The sequence below is a fragment of the Methylobacterium sp. ARG-1 genome (assembly GCF_001262595.1).
GTDB classification, from domain to species: domain Bacteria; phylum Pseudomonadota; class Alphaproteobacteria; order Rhizobiales; family Beijerinckiaceae; genus Methylobacterium; species Methylobacterium brachiatum.
In genome coordinates, this window is the sequence record NZ_LHCD01000035.1 from 12,199 (window position 1) to 27,111 (window position 14,913).

The window sequence follows — 14,913 nt, forward strand, 5'->3', positions numbered from 1 at the left end:
CGCCTCCTTCGCAGCGTCTGATGCCGCAACTCCATCCGAGATCCCGCTGGTCTTCCCTTCGTGTGCCATGGGCCTTTCAGGCTTGGCGCCGACATAGGCTGCGGTCACCCCAACTCCCGCAACGAAGGCGATCCCAAGGGCCAAAAGCGGCTTGATAGGCACACTCATGAGCCCTCGTTTCGTGAATGGTATGAACCGGGAATATGGGCAGAAACCTCCAGCCGTCGGGAGTGGTTCCGACATCCAAGCGATCTGAAAGGTCCCGGCAGACGCAGCGCATTTGCCAATGCTGATGGGAGCCGGGATGAAATCACATCGGGTTGTCTGTGGCTTGGTTCCGGCTGATCACCGTGCCATGGTCGGATATGACCTATGCCGTCCGTATCCTGTTCCTGAACCAAATTGAGCCGCTGCCGTCTAAACAATTGGACGGCTCATTCGCCGATTTGCAGGAGGCTTGGGACGCTGGGACAGCCGAGGTTTTGGCCTATCAGCTCCGTTCAATCGAGGCCGCCTTACAGGTGCTCGATGCCAACGGTCAGATTGTGGAAGTCATTGCTAAGCAGGTCGACAGCTGATCGAATTTCGAGGAGCTTATCTGGTCTGTCTTGTGGCTGAGCCGTCTCCCGCCGAGTTGTGCGAACTCGCAGAGCTGCCGTAGGGAAACACGTCCCCTTGAACCACTCACCCTAGCAAGCTGAGCAAGGCAGACGGCTTTGCCGACCCCGTTGGCGGTCCGGTTCAGCCTTCAACTCCTTTCTCGGAAAGCGGCGGAACGGACACTAGCGTTCCGATTAGGCGAAGGAGAGCTTGCTGTTCAGCCTTTCCCGATCCGTCACCTAGGAAAGCTCCAAGCTCGATATGGCTCTTTCGCCCTCCAGAGGGACCTTTTGGCTGATGGATGACAAAGGCACTTCCGTTCGTCGGCTCCCTTGCGAGATACCAGACGTCACCGCTCGGGCTTTGGTAAAGTTCACGTCGGTCGGACATTCGGGGCATCTCCCAGCCGCTCCAGCGTAAGCCAGCGGAATGGGACATGCGAGATCGCCCACGGAAAGGCTAACCGGTCCGGCGAGACAGACTACCCGTGAACTCCGGAATTGCCCTCCGAAGCTTGAATTCTCGCATGCGAGATGGCCGGCATGGGATAATCAACCGTATGGTTGAGCATCCTCGAAGCGGTCTCGACGCCGTGTTTCACGCCCTGTCGGACCCGGCCCGTAGGGCTATGATCCGGCAACTCGCTTCCAGTGGCTGCACTATCGCCGAGCTATCGCAGCCGTATGACATGTCTCTTGCGGCGGCTTCGAAGCACGTAAAGGTTCTTGAGGAGGCAGGTCTCGTCTAACGGGAGATTCAGGGGCGAGTGCACCACTGCAGCCTCAACTCAAGGGCGTTGGTGCCAGCCCTGACTTGGCTTAGCTCGATCACGGCGTTCAGGGACGTACAAAACAAAAGCAACGAAATCAGCTAAGACGAAGTCTCGATACCTGGAGCACACAGCCAATCAATCCGTCAATACCAACAGATGCATTTAAAATCCTCGAAAGATTGCGACAAAAACCAGCGTAAGCACAAGCGAGAGGACGATTGAACCGAGGCAGCCAAGACGGTTTGAGAAGAAGATAAACATGATCACCTAACCATTTGACCGTGACAGAGTCTTATCATTGGACGCTACGGAGCTGGTCAGGAATCTTAATCAGACTCGTTCCCATTCATCAGCCAGATCAGATAGGTAGTCCAGAATACGATTGGCTGCGTGGCCGTCAAAGCAATCGACTTCGACCGTCACCGATTGCGTTTGTCCTCTGTACAGACGCAGAATAGCCTCTGCGGCATCTGCCGCCTTCCGTTCTGAGTCTGATTCGATCCTGGTGGTGCATCCAGGAGCAGCGATCACAACCCGGCAAAAGATCTGTTCCATGACGGGCAACCTGGATGGAAGCGGACAGGTTCAATCGCTCTGATGCCGCAGAATCAACTGGTGACCCTCCCCCAACCGTCCGTCGAAGCAGCCGTTCGATGGCTCCCCCGGACTCCTGTGAGAGTATTCTCAACGGTACCGGCCGATCCTGACCGAGCTTGGCTATTTCGACTGAACGTCGTTCCGATGACTAGGCTTTCCATCCTCATCCATAACCACGTAGGTGAAGACCCCTTCGGTGGCCTTCTCCGCATTGCTTTCGGATCGATCCCGAGCCCATCTCTCGATCTTGACCGCTATCGACGCATCGCCGTGCTCCTGCAGGGTGCAGTAGACACGCACCTCATCTCCGACCTCGATGGGGCGAAGAAACCTCATGGTATCAATGCTGACGGTGACGAAGCTCCCCCGAACCCGCTGAGCGACAGGTCCCTACAGCTAGTTCCATCTGGGAGACGGTCTGGCGCCCAAAAATGGCTCCGGACGCATTCGTGTCTAGAGGCTGTCACTGGAGTGTCGGATCAGTCTTCGTAAGGCACGTCCTGTCCTCGCGATCTGGTCACAATCTGCCACACTGACCCCGGGAAAAGGTTCCAATTTCGACTTCCCCGGGATCGCCGACTGTAGTAGCCTATGCTGGCCTAAGGCGCTGTAAAGAAATGGTTTTTGATTGTGATCGGGCCTCGTCGATGCCGGCCCGCGTCAGCATGTAGGAGGCCATACTAGGCAATCGCGCTGCGCTACGATCAGGCGGAGAACGACGCGCCCATGGAGCTGGCCAAGGGGAAGGACATGCTGGCCCTGCGCATCCGCGAGATCGCCGAGCAGCACCGGATCGAGATCGTGGTCGACAAGATCCTGGCCCGGGCGATGTACGACAATGTCGAGATCAACCAGGCGATCCCGGCGGACTTCTACCGCGCGGTCGCCAACCTCCTCGTCTACGTCATGACGCGCAAGAAGCGCTGAGCGCGCCGCCGAGAGGGGGGCCCTCAACGGCGCGCGGTCGCGTCACATCAAACGCCCGGCGCCCGGCCGATCAGGCCTGGCCGCGCTTCGCCTCCCGGCGGAAGCGGTGCAGCACGAACTCGGTGTAGCCGTTCGGCTGGGCGCCACCCTCGAAGACCAGAGCCTCCGCGGCCCGGAAAGCCGGCCCGTCGAAATCCGGGCCCATCGGCCGGTAGGCCGGATCGCCGGCATTCTGGCGATCGACGATGCCGGCCATCCGGCGCAGGGTTTCGGCGACCTGGGTGCGGTCGACGATCCCGTGGCGGAGCCAGTTGGCGATGTGCTGGCTTGAGATGCGCAGGGTGGCGCGGTCTTCCATCAGCCCGACATCGTGGATGTCGGGCACCTTCGAGCAGCCGACGCCCTGGTCGATCCAGCGGACCACGTAGCCGAGGATGCCCTGGCAATTGTTGTCGAGTTCCTCCCGGACGGCCTCCGGCGCGAACGGCTCCGTGGCGAGCGGCAGGGTCAGCATGGCGGCCCGGGTCGCGGGCGCCCGGTCGCGCAGCTCCGCCTGGCGGGCACGCACGTCGATCCGGTGGTAGTGGAGCGCGTGGAGCGTGGCCGCGGTCGGGGACGGGACCCAGGCGGTGTTGGCGCCGGCTTCGGGATGGGCGCCCTTGGCGTCCAGCATCGCCGCCATCCGGTCGGGGGCGGCCCACATGCCCTTGCCGATCTGCGCGTGGCCCGGCAGCCCGCAGGCCAACCCGGCATCGACGTTGCCGTCCTCGTAGGCCTGGATCCAGGCGGTGGCCTTCATGGAATCCTTGCGGACCACCGGGCCGGCCTCCATGGCGGTGTGGATCTCGTCGCCGGTCCGGTCGAGGAAGCCGGTATTGATGAAGAACAGGCGGTCGGCGGCGGCGGCGATCGCGGCCCGGAGGTTCGCGCTGGTGCGCCGCTCCTCATCCATCACGCCGATCTTCAGGGTCCGCGGCGCCAGCCCGAGCAGCGCCTCGACCCGGCCGAACAGCTCCACCGCGAACGCCACCTCGTCGGGGCCGTGCAGCTTCGGCTTGACCATGTAGACCGAGCCGGCGCGGCTGTTGTGCCGGGCGCCATTCAGATCATGCAGGGCGATCAGCGCGGTGACCGCCGCGTCGAGCATCGTCTCGGGGATCTCGGCCCCGTCCAGCGTCACGGCGTCCGTATACATGTGGTGCCCGACATGGCGCACCAGCATCAGCGACCGGCCCGGCAGGGTCAGGAGGCCGCCATCGGGGGCCGTGTAGGTCCGGTCCTCGGCGAGCCGGCGCTCGATGGTGCGGCCGCCCTTGGGCAGGCGGGCGACGAGGTCGCCGCGCATCAGGCCGAGCCAGCTCCGGTACACCGCGACCTTGTCGGCGGTGTCCACGGCGGCGACGGAATCCTCCATGTCCATGATGGTCGAGAGGGCGGATTCCAGCACCACGTCGGCGATGCCGGCCGGGTCGGTGCGGCCGATCGGGCTGGTCCGGTCGATCCGGATCTCGATATGCAGGCCGTGATGGCGCAGCAGGAGGGTCTGGAGAGCCTGCGCGGCGCCGCAAAAACCCGCCAGCGCGGTGCCGTCCCGCAGGGCGGCACTTCGGCCGCCGCCGAGCTCGACGGCCAGCGCGCCCGCATTCACGGCAAAACCCGTCGCCTCGGCCCAGGTCCCGGCGGTCAGGGGCACGGCCGCGTCCAGGAACGCCTTGGTCCGGGCGACCACGGCGGCGCCGCGGGCCGGGTTGAAGCCCCGGCCGGGGGCGAGATCGCCGTTCTGCGGGATCGCGTCGGTGCCGTAGAGCGCGTCGTAGAGGCTGCCCCAGCGGGCATTGGCGGCGTTGAGGGCGTAGCGGGCGTTCGAGATCGGTACCACGAGCTGCGGGCCGGCAATCTCGGCGATCTCCGCGTCCACGTCCGCGGTGGTGACCCGCACCGAAGCGGGCTCCGGCTGCAGGTAGCCGATCTCGGCCAAGAACGCCGCATAGGCCACCGGATCGTGCGGCGCGCCCCGGCGGTCGCGGTGCCAGGAATCGATATCGGCCTGGAGCCCGTCGCGCCGATCGAGCAGAGCCCGGTTGCGCGGCGCGAGATCCCGGAGGATCGCCGCGAAGCCCGACCAGAACGCGTCCGCGTCCACGCCCGTCCCGGGCAGTGCCTCCTCGGACAGGAAGCGGCGGAGGTCTTCGGCGACGACGAGGCCCGACATGGCGATCCCCTGGGCTGGTGCGCGCTTTTGAGAAAAACTTGAGCGGCGCGTGAAGAATCTTTGACGACCCAGCGATAGAACCCTTGGCTCCCGCGAAAAAGGCGCCAAAAGGGATTTGATTCTTTCCGATGCGTTGAGAATGCGGGTCCCACCGCCGATGCAAGACCACAGCGACCTGGAGATCTTCGCCCGGGTGGTCCGGGCCGGCAGCCTGACCCAGGCCGGGTCCGAGCTCGGCTTGTCGGTGGCGGTGGTCTCGAAACGGCTGAAGCGGCTGGAGGAGCGGCTGGCGGTGCGGCTGCTGCACCGGACCACGCGGCGGGTGGCGCCCACCGATGTCGGCCAGGAATTCTTCCAGCGGATCGCCCCGATCGTCGACGCCATCGCGGAGGCCGAGACCCTGGTCTCGCAGCGGGCCTCCCGGGCCCGGGGGACCCTGCGGGTGACGGCGCCCAGCTCGTTCGGCCGGCTGCACATCGTCCCGCACCTGAGTGCCTTCTTCGCGCTCCATCCCGACCTCGTCCTGAACCTCGAGCTCAGCGACGATTTCGAGCCGATCGTCGAGCGCGGCTACGATCTCGCGATCCGGGTCGGCACCCTGGAGAGTTCCGGGCTCACCGCGGTGCGCCTCGCCCCGGTGCGCCGGGTCCTCTGCGCGCGGCCCAGTTATCTCGACGCGGCGGGGCGCCCCGCCGGCCCCGACGACCTGCGCAACCATGTTTGCCTGGCCACTGAGAACCAGAACCCCTGGCGCCTGGTCGGGCCGGACGGGCCCTGCACGGTCAGCGCCGCCGGGCCCCTGCGCACCCATTCCAACGAGGTGGTGCGCGAGGCGGTGATCGGCGGTCTCGGCATCGCCCTGCGCTCCACCTGGGACGTGCACGCCGAGCTGCGCAGCGGCCTGCTGGAGGTGGTGCTGCCCGCCTACACGGCCGCGGCCCAGGCGGGCATCTACGCGGTCTATCCCAGCCGTGCCTTCGTCCCGGCCAAGACTCGGGCCTTCATCGACTTCCTGAAGCGCTCCTACCGGTCGAGCGCCGCCTGGCCGGAGCCGTGAGGCGCCCTGCCCCGCTTACCGGCGGGCGGCCGGATTCGTACGACGCCGGATGTGACGCGGGTCCCCTCTCCGTGCGGGTGCCTCTGCGGAACGGCCCGAAGCGTCGTCTTGGACTCGCCGCCGCGTTCGCCCGGGAGATCGCCCATGCAGGGTCTGGCACGTTTCGGCCTGCCCGCCGCCGCGGATTGCGCGTCCGGCCGATCACGCTCCGCGCGCGGGGCGCTCGTCCTGCTGACGGCCGCCGCCGTCCTGGGCGCCGGCGCCCTCGCGGCCCGGGCCCCCGGCGGCGCCCTCGATCCCGATCTGGTGCGGGTGATCCGCTTCATGGCGCTGATCAAGGGCGGGTTCGCGCTGGCGGCCTTCGCGGCCTGCTTCTGGCGTCTCGCCCGGCCGGCCGGCCCGTGGCGTAGGCCGGTCTACGTCGTTGGGCCGCCGCTCATCGCGGCGGGCGCGATCGGGCTCTTGTCCGTCCAGGCCCTCCCGATCGCGGCGGCGGGCCTGCATCTCGGCCTGCTCGCTCTGCTGGCGGCCGCGCTGACCGACCCCCAATTCCTGCCCGACCTGGCGCACCTCGGTCGGGGCGGAACGGCGGACCGCCCGATCCGTTTCCCCGAGACCCGCTCGATGCGCCGGGCGCTGCCGCGTCGAACCGCCCCGACCCGTTCCCCATGATCGATACGCTGCTCCCCCTCCTCCCGCCCGGCGCGCAGGCGGCCCTGCGCAGGCTCGCCGCCCGCTGGCCGTCGCGCCCCGCCCGCGCGGAGCCGTTGGTCCGGCTCGACCACGACCCACGCCCCGGCCCGATGAAGCCGCTGCTCCCGCCGGCCGCGATCAACGACAACCCGCTGCAGGCCGTCCACGAGGCGGTGGAGCGGGACCTGCGCGCCAGCGGCCACCTGCGCTGAGGCCGTTTTCGGGTCAGAACGCAACCAGCTTGACCATTTGGGGGGCGGGTTTCGACCCAGCCCGGCCGCCCGGACCGTCGTGGGCGCTTCTCCAAAGCGACCGCTCGTCAGCCCTCCGGCATCTTCGGCTCGGGGTTTCGAGCCGTCGTTGGACGGCTGCTCAGAAGCCGACAGCGAGCTTGACGTTCAAGCTGATCATCCGACTCGGTTGGCCTCAGATGAAGTCGATGTGTTCAAGCTCGACGACCCCGTCTGGCGCCCCCATCGCCGCGTAGCGCTCCTGTGCGGCCTGCTCGACTTCGGATTGATTGCCAAGGAACAGGTCGACGGCATCGGCGTCCGGCCCGTCGAAAAGCTCACGCAGCGTGTCGGCAAGAATGCGGCAGGTGACGGCATCGTCGCCGTCCCGCATAACCCAACGCAAGTACGTTCCGCCCCTCTCCACCCTCGGGGTGCCGCACTGAGATCTATCGAGCGGCATGGCCTGTTTCCCACCGTTGATCCGAACCATGCGGTTGAGTTTCGACCTAACCGGCGCGACGCACGCACCGGACGCCCTGCGAGCCCCTAGGTGCGGATAGTCTGCGCTACCGGCCGAGCAACACCCTGTCCTGCGATGCCGGTGCTGAGATCCGCAGACCTCGCGCGGTCGCCATCATGGACGAGGATGCTGGACCGCTACCTTCCTAGCCCATGCGCAATCGTCCACGCGCTCGGCACTGCCTGCCTGAGCGCTGCCACGAGATCGTACAGCGCCGCACGTGCAGCCGCGCGCTGCTTGTACACGTCATCACGGCCATCTGGGCCATCGATTGCCGCCGCCAAAGCTTCCGACGCAGCCCTGGCTCTTTCTAGGGCCTCCTCGATCTGTGTCGTCGGTTCCGTCCATTCGCGCTGCGCCAGAACTGTTAGCCTCGTCGTCTCGCGCAGCCAGGGCGTCATGCCGGGCCCGACGCGGTCGACGACCGACATCCAAGGGCTGAGCGCGTGCGCGAGAGACCACGGGACGCCGCATCTGGTGAGGTGTTCGGTGAAGGCGTCCGCACCATCACCGGCAGGTTGAGGCGCCTTGAAGGATCCGGCCATCGCGCGCTGCCTCCGATGGCTCGCCTATCGCAGGGATTGATGCGCGATGGGCGGACCTGCCTTCCCGTGACCGCTTTCTTTCTCCTCCTGGGCTGTCACCAGCAGAGCTACGAAAGGCCCAAGGGGGGAGCGCGATCCGACATAGGATCCCGGTCGTCTCGCGGGCGAAGCTCCGTATCTCGTAGACGGCTGCACAGCCGAAGGTGAAGGCCGAGGCTAGAGCGCTCGCCGTCGAAGTGGATACCGGTTCGGCGCAAGCGAGCGCGCCAAATCAAAGGCTTAGAGCCATTCCCGATCGCAACGCGATCGGGAATGGCTCTAGCAGGATCGCGAACGCCTGTTCGCTCATACAATCCTCGTCCGGTTCACGAAGTACGCGAGAACGGGCCATCGCTCGGGCCAACCCGCGTTCGATCCCCCAGGAGGCTTCGCCCAGAGGCGATGATCTGGATGGTCTGTCGGCGGCCGCTCTCGCTACGCGCTTTGATCTCGAGATCACGCAGGTATGTCGCTAGGGCCGATCGCGTCGTTTGACCTTTGCCCAGCGCTGCATCAACCTTGACGGTGATATTGCGCTCAAGTTCATCCCAGAAATCCGGGGCTTGAATGATATCTTGCCGCATGCGCCCTGCCTCAAAAGGAAGTCGGATTGATTTTTGGGATGATTGCTCCGGGTGCGCACTCGCGTAAGTTAGTCCGAAGAGGCGTTCGTGATCTGCGTTTGATGCCGCACACAATTCTGCCGATATCTGGGCCGCTCAACCCATGAGCTTAGCCTTTGCGAGCGAGAGCGCTAAGTTCGGATCAAGGCTAGGCCGCGCGTGCCAGCCTTTGCTCGATCCAGCCCTGTGCCTCGTCAAGGTCGGCGAACATGGGTGGACAGGGATCATTGACGCGGCCGAACCCCGCCTCCAGGAACCACATCCCAGCCAAATCCCCGTGGTCGTCCGAGAGGTGCACCAGCACGGCGACGAGGAACCCGTCCGCGAACACCAGTTGGCTCTCGGTGTCGAGACTGGCGGTGGCGACCTGTACCGGCTGTAGACGCAGGCTCAGCCCGCCGCTCGCTTGTCCAGCTGGAGGTACGTCGGGTCAAATTCGGCGACACGCAGAAGTTCGTCCCAGGCCTCGATCACCAGCGTCTGGCTCCGGAGCGTGATCAAGGCCCGGCCACGCATCTCCTGGAGCACGCGGTTGACGTGCACGGAGGTGAGCCCGAGCGCGTCGGCGAGATCGATTTGCGTAAGCGGCAACGGGCAGCGGTAGTTCCCGGCCAGCCCAACGGCCTGCAGCTTGAGGTAAAGCTCGCAGAACAGGTGCGCGACATGCTCGAACGCCGAGCGCCGGCCCATGCCGACCATCCACTCGCGGAATACTCCCGCGTCGATCAAGGTGTCGCGCCAGAACAGCGATGCGATGCCGGGGTAGCGTGTGGTGAGCTCACGCATGCTCTCGTGCGGGATGAAGGCCACGGTGACCTTCGTCACGGTGGCGAGGCTGTGGTCCATCGTCGGGACGTGCAGACTCTGCAGGTCCGGGATGTCGCCGGGGATGTGGAACGAGAAGATCTGCCGCTTGCCCTCGTTCAGCAGCTTGTACCGGCACGCCCAGCCGTCGAGGATCAGGCAGCAATTCGAGGGCTTGTCGCCGTCGCGCACGATGTCCTGCCGGGCCTCAAGAGTTTGAACCCTGACCGGCAGGCGTTCGATGGCCTGACGTTCCTCGTCCGTAAGAGTGGCGATGCTCTCCAACTTACGGATGAGCCTGGCTGTGGCGTGCTGATTGGAGGCTGGCGGCATATCGCTTCACCATGCATTGCAGGCGGAAACGCACGGCTCTCCCAGTCACCAGCACCTGTGTCGGATCCGCTGATAATGAACGGCACGGTAACGCAATGGGGGCGAACGATCATAATGCATGTTAATTACGCGCCGGGATCGCGGGTTTGGTATAGCGTCGAACAGTTCTCGCGCTTCCCAGCCTCCTGCCGCTGAAGAAGAAAAACGGCAGTTTGCATTCGGTGTTGTGTCGAACATAGCACATGTTCGCTCTCGATCCGGCAACGATTGGTGTTGTATGTCTGGGCCTCACGCGCCATATTAGCGTCATCGCCTTTAATCTTTTTGGCATCAGGCGCTTGGGAGACCGTTCGTGCTCTTGCCCCAACCGGGAGCAGGGCCGTGCCTCAGCCTCATCAATCCACCGTCCGCAATCGCCTGTTGAAGGCGCTCTCGCCCGACGACTTCGCATTGCTGCAGCCGCACCTGGAGCTGATCCCCACCGAACTGCGGCAGCCGCTAATCAAGCCACATGAGCCGATCCAACAGCTGTACTTCCCCGAGATCGGGTTCGGCTCGATCACCTCGCTGAGCGCCGGCTCCGGCCGCACCAACCACGTCGAGGTCGGTCTCATCGGCCGTGAAGGGGTGGTCGGCATCATGCCCGCGCTACTGAGCGTAGATCGCACGCCGCATGATCATTTCGTCCAGGCCGCTGGCGAGATGTTGCGGATCGAGACCTCGGCGCTGACCGCCGCCGTCCGCCGGAGCCCCAGCCTGAACAAGCTCCTGCAACGCTCGATCTATGTGCAGTTCGTCCAGACGGCCCAGACCGCCTTCGCCAACGCCTCCTACGAACTGGACACGCGCCTCGCCCGCTGGCTGCTGATGTGCCACGACCGGCTCGACGGCGACGAGATCCGCCTCACCCATGAGTTCCTGTCGATCATGCTGGGCGTGACCCGATCGAGCGCGACCCTGGCGGTGCAGGCGCTGGAGGGCCATCAGCTGATCAAGGCTCGGCGCGGGCAGATCACGATCCTGAACCGTGAAGCGCTGATAGAAGTGGCCGATGGCAGCTACGGGCTGCCCGAGGCCGAGTTCGCCCGCCTGATCGAGGCCGCGTGATGCCGCGGTATTTCTTCAACGTGCGGTATCGCCCGGGCCCGGCTGGGCTGGCGGTGGATCCGGAAGGCGATGAGCTCGCGGACGTGAACGCCGCGCGGGAGCATGCGCTGGCCACGGCGCGGACCATGATCGCGCGCGAGCGTCTGGCGATGATCCGCGACTGGCTGGTGTGCGCGTTCGAGATCGTGGATGCGGACGGTCAGCCCGTGCTCACGGTGCCGTTCAGCGACACGGTCGCCGAGCTGGAGGAGTGGGATTGACCGCGGTCTGCGTCCTCTCAACAGGGTCGGCCGACGACCAGTTTGCAGCTCCGTCGCCAGAATGCCGATCGTCTCAAATCCACTGACACGGCTAGAAGGGCTGCTCTCGTCAGGCACCTTGAAGCGAACCTTCCGAACTTCCACAAACGGTCGTGAGCGGGAGGAAAGTCGACGTCCGCTTCCACGCTTTGCCGCCCCGAAGCGGACCGGCAGAAATCCATCCCAAGCAGCCCTTCAAACGGCCAAGCGGGTTGAGTTCCGACTTGGGGCGCTGCGCGGTCCTCAGCGCTTGGGGGCGCCCGCCGTGGCGGGCCGCGCGGCCGCCCCCGCCTCCATCCAGTGGCAGGCCGTGGTGGTCGGCAGGCCGGCGCATTCGTAGCTCCGGTCGCCCAGGGTCACCCGGTCGACCAGGCCGGTGATCTCGCTGCGGGTCACCAGGGTGCAGCCGAGATGGTCCGCCTTGGGATCGGCCAGCAGGGCGGCCGCCGCGGCGGCGCCGTCGTGCATCAGCATCCGGTAATTGGCCAGCGAGGGGCAGCCGATCACCTGTCCGGTCCCCGGCCCGGCGCCCTTCCGGTCCGGGCCGGAGCGGGCCGGCGCCTTGGCCGGCTGGCCCAGCGCCGGCAGGGCGCAGAGGCCGAGGGCGAGAACGGCGACGCGAAGTGGCATGCGTGTCATCGGCCGCCCCTAACGCATGACGCGGCACAGGGGAATCCGGCTCTTCGGACGCACCGTGCGGGACCGGGGCGCCGGACCGGCGGATCGGCCGGCGAATCTAGCACGGAGACCGGGCGGTGTCGTACCCGCGCCGACGCCGCGGCGGTGCTGCACGCACGCGGTTGCGGCCGGCCGCGAAACCGTCGATGAAGCCCGCGATGGAATCGCCGGCGCCGGACATCCGGGGCGCCGCGGGCGGGACGTGAAGGAGAGGTCATGGCGACGACGATCGATAGCGACCAGAAGCTCCATCTGGTCTTCGGTGGTGAGTTGCAGGACCTCGACGGCGTCCGGTTCCGGGACATCAAGGGCCTCGACATCGTCGGCATCTTCCCGGACTACGCCTCCGCGCAGGCCGCCTGGCGGGCCAAGGCGCAGGCCACCGTCGACAGCGCGCAGACCCGGTATTTCGTGGTCCACCTGCACCGGCTGCTGGAGCCGCCGGTCGCCTGAGGCCGGGGCGAGCCGGGCGCGCGCCTGTGCGGTGCGCCCGTGAAGGCATTGTGACACTTCCGGCCCGCTGCTAAGAGCCTCGCCCGTCATCAGATCCATCCGGCCCGGTGCGGGCCGGTATTCGGAGCGCGGCGCGAAGCTCGGCCGCGAGTGGGCGGACGTCATGAAATCCTCGATCAAGATCATCGCCGGCAACGCGAGCCGGCCCTTGGCCGAGGCGATCGCCGCCTATCTCGAATTGCCGCTGGCGAAGTGCATGGTCCGGCGGTTTGCCGACATGGAGATCTTCGTCGAGCTCCAGGAGAACGTGCGCGGCGAGGACGTGTTCATCGTCCAGTCGACCTCGTTCCCGGCCAACGACCACCTGATGGAGCTGCTGATCATGATCGACGCGGCGCGTCGGTCCTCGGCCCGGCGCATCACGGCGGTGATCCCGTATTTCGGCTACGCCCGGCAGGACCGGCGCACCTCGGGCCGGACCCCGATCTCGGCCAAGCTGGTGGCGAACCTGATCACAGAGGCCGGGGCCGACCGCGTCCTGACCCTCGACCTCCATGCCGGCCAGATCCAGGGCTTCTTCGACATCCCCACCGACAACCTGTTCGCCGCCCCCGTGATGGTGCGCGACATCAAGGAGCGGCTGCCGAGCGCCGACCGCATGGTGGTCTCCCCCGATGTCGGCGGCGTCGTGCGCGCCCGCGCCATCGCCAAGCGGATCGATTGCCCGCTCGCCATCGTCGACAAGCGCCGCGAGCGCCCCGGCGAATCCGAGGTGATGAACATCATCGGCGAGGTCGAGGGCCGCTCCTGCATCCTGGTCGACGACATCGTCGATTCGGGCGGCACCCTGGTCAACGCCGCCGAGGCCCTGCTCAAGGCCGGTGCCCGGGACGTCTCGGCCTACATCACCCATGGCGTGCTGTCCGGCGGCGCGGTCTCGCGCATCGCCGCCTCGCGGATGAAGGAGCTGGTGATCACCGATTCGATCCAGCCGACCCAGGCCGTCAAGCTCGCCCGCAACATCCGGGTGGCGACGATCGCGCCGCTGCTCGGCGAGGCGATCGGCCGGACCGCCACCGAGGCCAGCGTCTCGAGCCTGTTCGACTGACCGCGCCGTCTCTGCGCAGGGACGCGCGGCACTCCGTCGACGCGATGGGCAGCCGGCGCAGCATTCGTCGCAGTGCCGACGACGGATTTCGGCGCTACCTCCCGGTGCGGACGCATCGCCGATCCGGGAGGGCGGGCACTGGGTCGGACGACACTCATCGGCATCCACGGGCTCGCCAACAAGCCACCCCGGGATGAGAAGGCTGCCTGGTGGCGCGCGGCGATCCTCGAAGGCCTCGCCCGCAACCGCGGCGCCGCGCCGCCCGAGGTGCCGTTCACGTTCGTGTACTGGGCGGATCTGCGCTACCCCGAGCCCCTGGCCGGCGGGCGCAACCGCGAGCCCTACAGCCCCGATCCCGGCACCGGCCCGTTCCCCTCTCCGGTGGACGATCCCGACCAGGCGGCGCCGACGCTCACCGACCGGATCTATCGCGGCCTCTCGCACCTGCAGGAAGCCACCGGGCTCACCCCGGTCGACGACCTGATCCTGGAGCACCGCCTCGACGACCTCTGGGGCTATCACGAGGACGCCGCGTTCCGCGCCGCCGCCCGCGCGCGCCTGCTGGAGGCCCTGACGGAGGCGGCCGATCGCGACGTGCTGATCGCCGCGCATTCGATGGGCGGGCTGATCGCCTACGACGTGCTCCGGGCCGCCGAGCGGAACGGAACCGCCCTGCCCCGCTGCACCCTGGTCACCCTCGGCTCGCCGCTGGCGCTCGCCGAGCTGAAGCTGACCCTCGCCGCCGAGCACGGCGACCTGCGCGTGCCCGAAGCGGTCACGGCCTGGACCAACCTGATGGACCGGCAGGACATCGCCACGGTGGGCGACGACCTCGCCGCGATCTATCCGCCCAACGCCGCCGGGGTGCGGGTCCGGGACGTGCCGGTGATCAACGCCTATCGGCGGCCGGACGGCACCGAGAACCGGCACAAATCCTACGGCTACCTGCGCACCCCGGAATTCTCGGAGGCCGTCGCGGCGTTCCTGGCGGCCGAGGCCTGAGACGGCCCCGGCTCCGACAGGCCGCCGTCAGAGCCGGCCCGGCACGGCCTCGCGCAGGACCCGCTCCGCGGCGGCATCCTCGATCTTGTTGATCAGCCGGCTCGCCTCGTGCTCGTCGCGCAGGGTCTTGGCGAGGGTGAAGGTCGTGCCGGTGAGGAAGAGCGCCGCCATGGCGAGGTAGCCCTTGATCCAGATATCGGCGGGCAGGAAGAAGATCCCGATCGCCAGCATCGCGGCGGCGGCGGTGAAGCTTACCAGCGTGAAGGTCTTCCAGGCGGCGGTGTGGGGCATCTGCGGCATCATCGGTCGTG

20 protein-coding genes are annotated in these 14,913 nt (G+C 66.7%); 11 read left to right on the forward strand and 9 right to left on the reverse strand.

Going from position 1 to position 14,913, the window contains the following annotated elements; genetic code table 11:
* Positions 1–365 precede the first annotated feature (365 nt).
* Complete coding sequence (locus AKJ13_RS24335) at positions 366–578, forward strand: hypothetical protein (protein ID WP_244471712.1); 213 nt, start codon at positions 366–368, stop codon at positions 576–578.
* A 581-nt stretch (positions 579–1,159) separates the two neighbouring features.
* The gene (locus tag AKJ13_RS33160; protein WP_050735689.1) at positions 1,160–1,348 is read left to right on the forward strand and encodes a metalloregulator ArsR/SmtB family transcription factor; all 189 of its coding nucleotides are present in this window, start codon (positions 1,160–1,162) and stop codon (positions 1,346–1,348) included.
* Positions 1,349–1,702: 354 nt separating this feature from the next.
* Here the strand turns inward: AKJ13_RS33160 and AKJ13_RS31605 are convergent, their stop codons facing one another.
* Entirely contained in the window at positions 1,703–1,927 is a 225-nt protein-coding gene (locus tag AKJ13_RS31605) for a hypothetical protein (protein ID WP_144426371.1), read from the reverse strand.
* Positions 1,928–2,662: 735 nt separating this feature from the next.
* Here AKJ13_RS31605 and AKJ13_RS32850 point away from each other — a divergent pair.
* Positions 2,663–2,896, forward strand: a complete 234-nt coding sequence (locus AKJ13_RS32850) for an EscU/YscU/HrcU family type III secretion system export apparatus switch protein (protein ID WP_280137127.1) — start codon at positions 2,663–2,665, stop codon at positions 2,894–2,896.
* Positions 2,897–2,966: 70 nt separating this feature from the next.
* On the opposite strand, the gene AKJ13_RS24355 is transcribed toward AKJ13_RS32850, so the two are convergent.
* Complete coding sequence (locus AKJ13_RS24355; RefSeq protein ID WP_050735692.1) at positions 2,967–5,108, reverse strand: malate synthase G; 2,142 nt, start codon at positions 5,106–5,108, stop codon at positions 2,967–2,969.
* 157 nt (positions 5,109–5,265) lie between these two features.
* Here AKJ13_RS24355 and AKJ13_RS24360 point away from each other — a divergent pair, with 157 nt between their 5' ends.
* The 3 genes from AKJ13_RS24360 (at position 5,266) to AKJ13_RS24370 (ending at position 7,070) form a co-directional block, all read left to right on the forward strand.
* Entirely contained in the window at positions 5,266–6,165 is a 900-nt protein-coding gene (locus tag AKJ13_RS24360; protein ID WP_050735693.1) for a LysR family transcriptional regulator, read from the forward strand.
* Between the two features lie 144 nt (positions 6,166–6,309).
* Positions 6,310–6,837 (forward strand): hypothetical protein, encoded by a 528-nt coding sequence (locus AKJ13_RS24365; protein WP_050735694.1) that lies wholly within the window; start codon positions 6,310–6,312, stop codon positions 6,835–6,837.
* Positions 6,834–7,070: a hypothetical protein gene (locus tag AKJ13_RS24370; RefSeq protein WP_050735695.1), complete on the forward strand. Its 237-nt coding sequence runs from the start codon at positions 6,834–6,836 to the stop codon at positions 7,068–7,070. Before AKJ13_RS24365 ends, AKJ13_RS24370 begins: the two co-directional genes overlap by 4 nt.
* A 214-nt stretch (positions 7,071–7,284) precedes the next feature.
* Here AKJ13_RS24370 and AKJ13_RS24375 read toward each other — a convergent pair whose 3' ends face one another.
* The 5 genes from AKJ13_RS24375 to AKJ13_RS24390 all read right to left on the reverse strand — a co-directional run bounded on the left by AKJ13_RS24375 (position 7,285) and on the right by AKJ13_RS24390 (position 9,955).
* On the reverse strand, positions 7,285–7,494 hold the full coding sequence (locus AKJ13_RS24375) for a DUF1488 domain-containing protein (protein ID WP_144426372.1): 210 nt from the start codon (positions 7,492–7,494) through the stop codon (positions 7,285–7,287).
* A 254-nt stretch (positions 7,495–7,748) separates the two neighbouring features.
* Positions 7,749–8,156: a hypothetical protein gene (locus AKJ13_RS24380; protein ID WP_050735697.1), complete on the reverse strand. Its 408-nt coding sequence runs from the start codon at positions 8,154–8,156 to the stop codon at positions 7,749–7,751.
* Positions 8,157–8,521: 365 nt separating this feature from the next.
* Positions 8,522–8,779, reverse strand: coding sequence for a hypothetical protein (locus AKJ13_RS30800; protein ID WP_082317112.1), 258 nt, complete (start codon positions 8,777–8,779; stop codon positions 8,522–8,524).
* A 187-nt stretch (positions 8,780–8,966) separates the two neighbouring features.
* On the reverse strand, positions 8,967–9,149 hold the full coding sequence (locus AKJ13_RS24385; protein WP_348270972.1) for a hypothetical protein: 183 nt from the start codon (positions 9,147–9,149) through the stop codon (positions 8,967–8,969).
* Between the two features lie 59 nt (positions 9,150–9,208).
* Positions 9,209–9,955, reverse strand: a complete 747-nt coding sequence (locus tag AKJ13_RS24390; RefSeq protein WP_050735699.1) for a Crp/Fnr family transcriptional regulator — start codon at positions 9,953–9,955, stop codon at positions 9,209–9,211.
* A 381-nt stretch (positions 9,956–10,336) separates the two neighbouring features.
* Between AKJ13_RS24390 and AKJ13_RS24395 the strand changes: the two genes are divergently transcribed.
* On the forward strand, positions 10,337–11,062 hold the full coding sequence (locus AKJ13_RS24395; RefSeq protein WP_050735700.1) for a Crp/Fnr family transcriptional regulator: 726 nt from the start codon (positions 10,337–10,339) through the stop codon (positions 11,060–11,062).
* Positions 11,062–11,322 carry a hypothetical protein gene (locus AKJ13_RS24400; protein WP_050735701.1) on the forward strand — a complete coding sequence of 87 codons (261 nt, stop codon included), beginning with the start codon at positions 11,062–11,064 and terminating at the stop codon, positions 11,320–11,322. Before AKJ13_RS24395 ends, AKJ13_RS24400 begins: the two co-directional genes overlap by 1 nt.
* Before the next feature lie 282 nt (positions 11,323–11,604).
* On the opposite strand, the gene AKJ13_RS24405 is transcribed toward AKJ13_RS24400, so the two are convergent.
* The gene (locus tag AKJ13_RS24405) at positions 11,605–11,991 is read right to left on the reverse strand and encodes a hypothetical protein (protein WP_244471713.1); all 387 of its coding nucleotides are present in this window, start codon (positions 11,989–11,991) and stop codon (positions 11,605–11,607) included.
* 264 nt (positions 11,992–12,255) lie between these two features.
* On the opposite strand from AKJ13_RS24405, the gene AKJ13_RS24410 reads away from it, so the two are divergent.
* The 3 genes from AKJ13_RS24410 to AKJ13_RS24420 all read left to right on the forward strand — a co-directional run bounded on the left by AKJ13_RS24410 (position 12,256) and on the right by AKJ13_RS24420 (position 14,602).
* Positions 12,256–12,492: a DUF4170 domain-containing protein gene (locus tag AKJ13_RS24410; RefSeq protein ID WP_007563053.1), complete on the forward strand. Its 237-nt coding sequence runs from the start codon at positions 12,256–12,258 to the stop codon at positions 12,490–12,492.
* Positions 12,493–12,655: 163 nt separating this feature from the next.
* Complete coding sequence (locus AKJ13_RS24415; RefSeq protein ID WP_050735703.1) at positions 12,656–13,600, forward strand: ribose-phosphate pyrophosphokinase; 945 nt, start codon at positions 12,656–12,658, stop codon at positions 13,598–13,600.
* Between the two features lie 72 nt (positions 13,601–13,672).
* Positions 13,673–14,602, forward strand: a complete 930-nt coding sequence (locus AKJ13_RS24420) for a hypothetical protein (RefSeq protein WP_244471714.1) — start codon at positions 13,673–13,675, stop codon at positions 14,600–14,602.
* Between the two features lie 27 nt (positions 14,603–14,629).
* Here AKJ13_RS24420 and AKJ13_RS24425 read toward each other — a convergent pair whose 3' ends face one another.
* On the reverse strand, positions 14,630–14,905 hold the full coding sequence (locus tag AKJ13_RS24425) for a YiaA/YiaB family inner membrane protein (protein WP_007563059.1): 276 nt from the start codon (positions 14,903–14,905) through the stop codon (positions 14,630–14,632).
* Positions 14,906–14,913: the final 8 nt, after the last annotated feature.

Excerpts from the sequence above, each read along its gene's own strand:
- AKJ13_RS30800 (WP_082317112.1), bottom strand. The coding sequence starts at position 8,779 with ATGCGGCAAGATATCATTCAAGCCCCGGATTTCTGGGATGAACTTGAG.
- AKJ13_RS31605 (WP_144426371.1), bottom strand. The coding sequence starts at position 1,927 with ATGGAACAGATCTTTTGCCGGGTTGTGATCGCTGCTCCTGGATGCACC.
- AKJ13_RS33160 (WP_050735689.1), top strand. The coding sequence starts at position 1,160 with ATGGTTGAGCATCCTCGAAGCGGTCTCGACGCCGTGTTTCACGCCCTG.
- AKJ13_RS24415 (WP_050735703.1), top strand. The coding sequence starts at position 12,656 with ATGAAATCCTCGATCAAGATCATCGCCGGCAACGCGAGCCGGCCCTTG.
- AKJ13_RS24365 (WP_050735694.1), top strand. The coding sequence starts at position 6,310 with ATGCAGGGTCTGGCACGTTTCGGCCTGCCCGCCGCCGCGGATTGCGCG.
- AKJ13_RS24400 (WP_050735701.1), top strand. The coding sequence starts at position 11,062 with ATGCCGCGGTATTTCTTCAACGTGCGGTATCGCCCGGGCCCGGCTGGG.
- AKJ13_RS24355 (WP_050735692.1), bottom strand. The coding sequence starts at position 5,108 with ATGTCGGGCCTCGTCGTCGCCGAAGACCTCCGCCGCTTCCTGTCCGAG.
- AKJ13_RS24335 (WP_244471712.1), top strand. The coding sequence starts at position 366 with ATGACCTATGCCGTCCGTATCCTGTTCCTGAACCAAATTGAGCCGCTG.
- AKJ13_RS24405 (WP_244471713.1), bottom strand. The coding sequence starts at position 11,991 with ATGCCACTTCGCGTCGCCGTTCTCGCCCTCGGCCTCTGCGCCCTGCCG.
- AKJ13_RS24370 (WP_050735695.1), top strand. The coding sequence starts at position 6,834 with ATGATCGATACGCTGCTCCCCCTCCTCCCGCCCGGCGCGCAGGCGGCC.
- AKJ13_RS24425 (WP_007563059.1), bottom strand. The coding sequence starts at position 14,905 with ATGATGCCGCAGATGCCCCACACCGCCGCCTGGAAGACCTTCACGCTG.
- AKJ13_RS24360 (WP_050735693.1), top strand. The coding sequence starts at position 5,266 with ATGCAAGACCACAGCGACCTGGAGATCTTCGCCCGGGTGGTCCGGGCC.
- AKJ13_RS24410 (WP_007563053.1), top strand. The coding sequence starts at position 12,256 with ATGGCGACGACGATCGATAGCGACCAGAAGCTCCATCTGGTCTTCGGT.
- AKJ13_RS24380 (WP_050735697.1), bottom strand. The coding sequence starts at position 8,156 with ATGGCCGGATCCTTCAAGGCGCCTCAACCTGCCGGTGATGGTGCGGAC.
- AKJ13_RS24390 (WP_050735699.1), bottom strand. The coding sequence starts at position 9,955 with ATGCCGCCAGCCTCCAATCAGCACGCCACAGCCAGGCTCATCCGTAAG.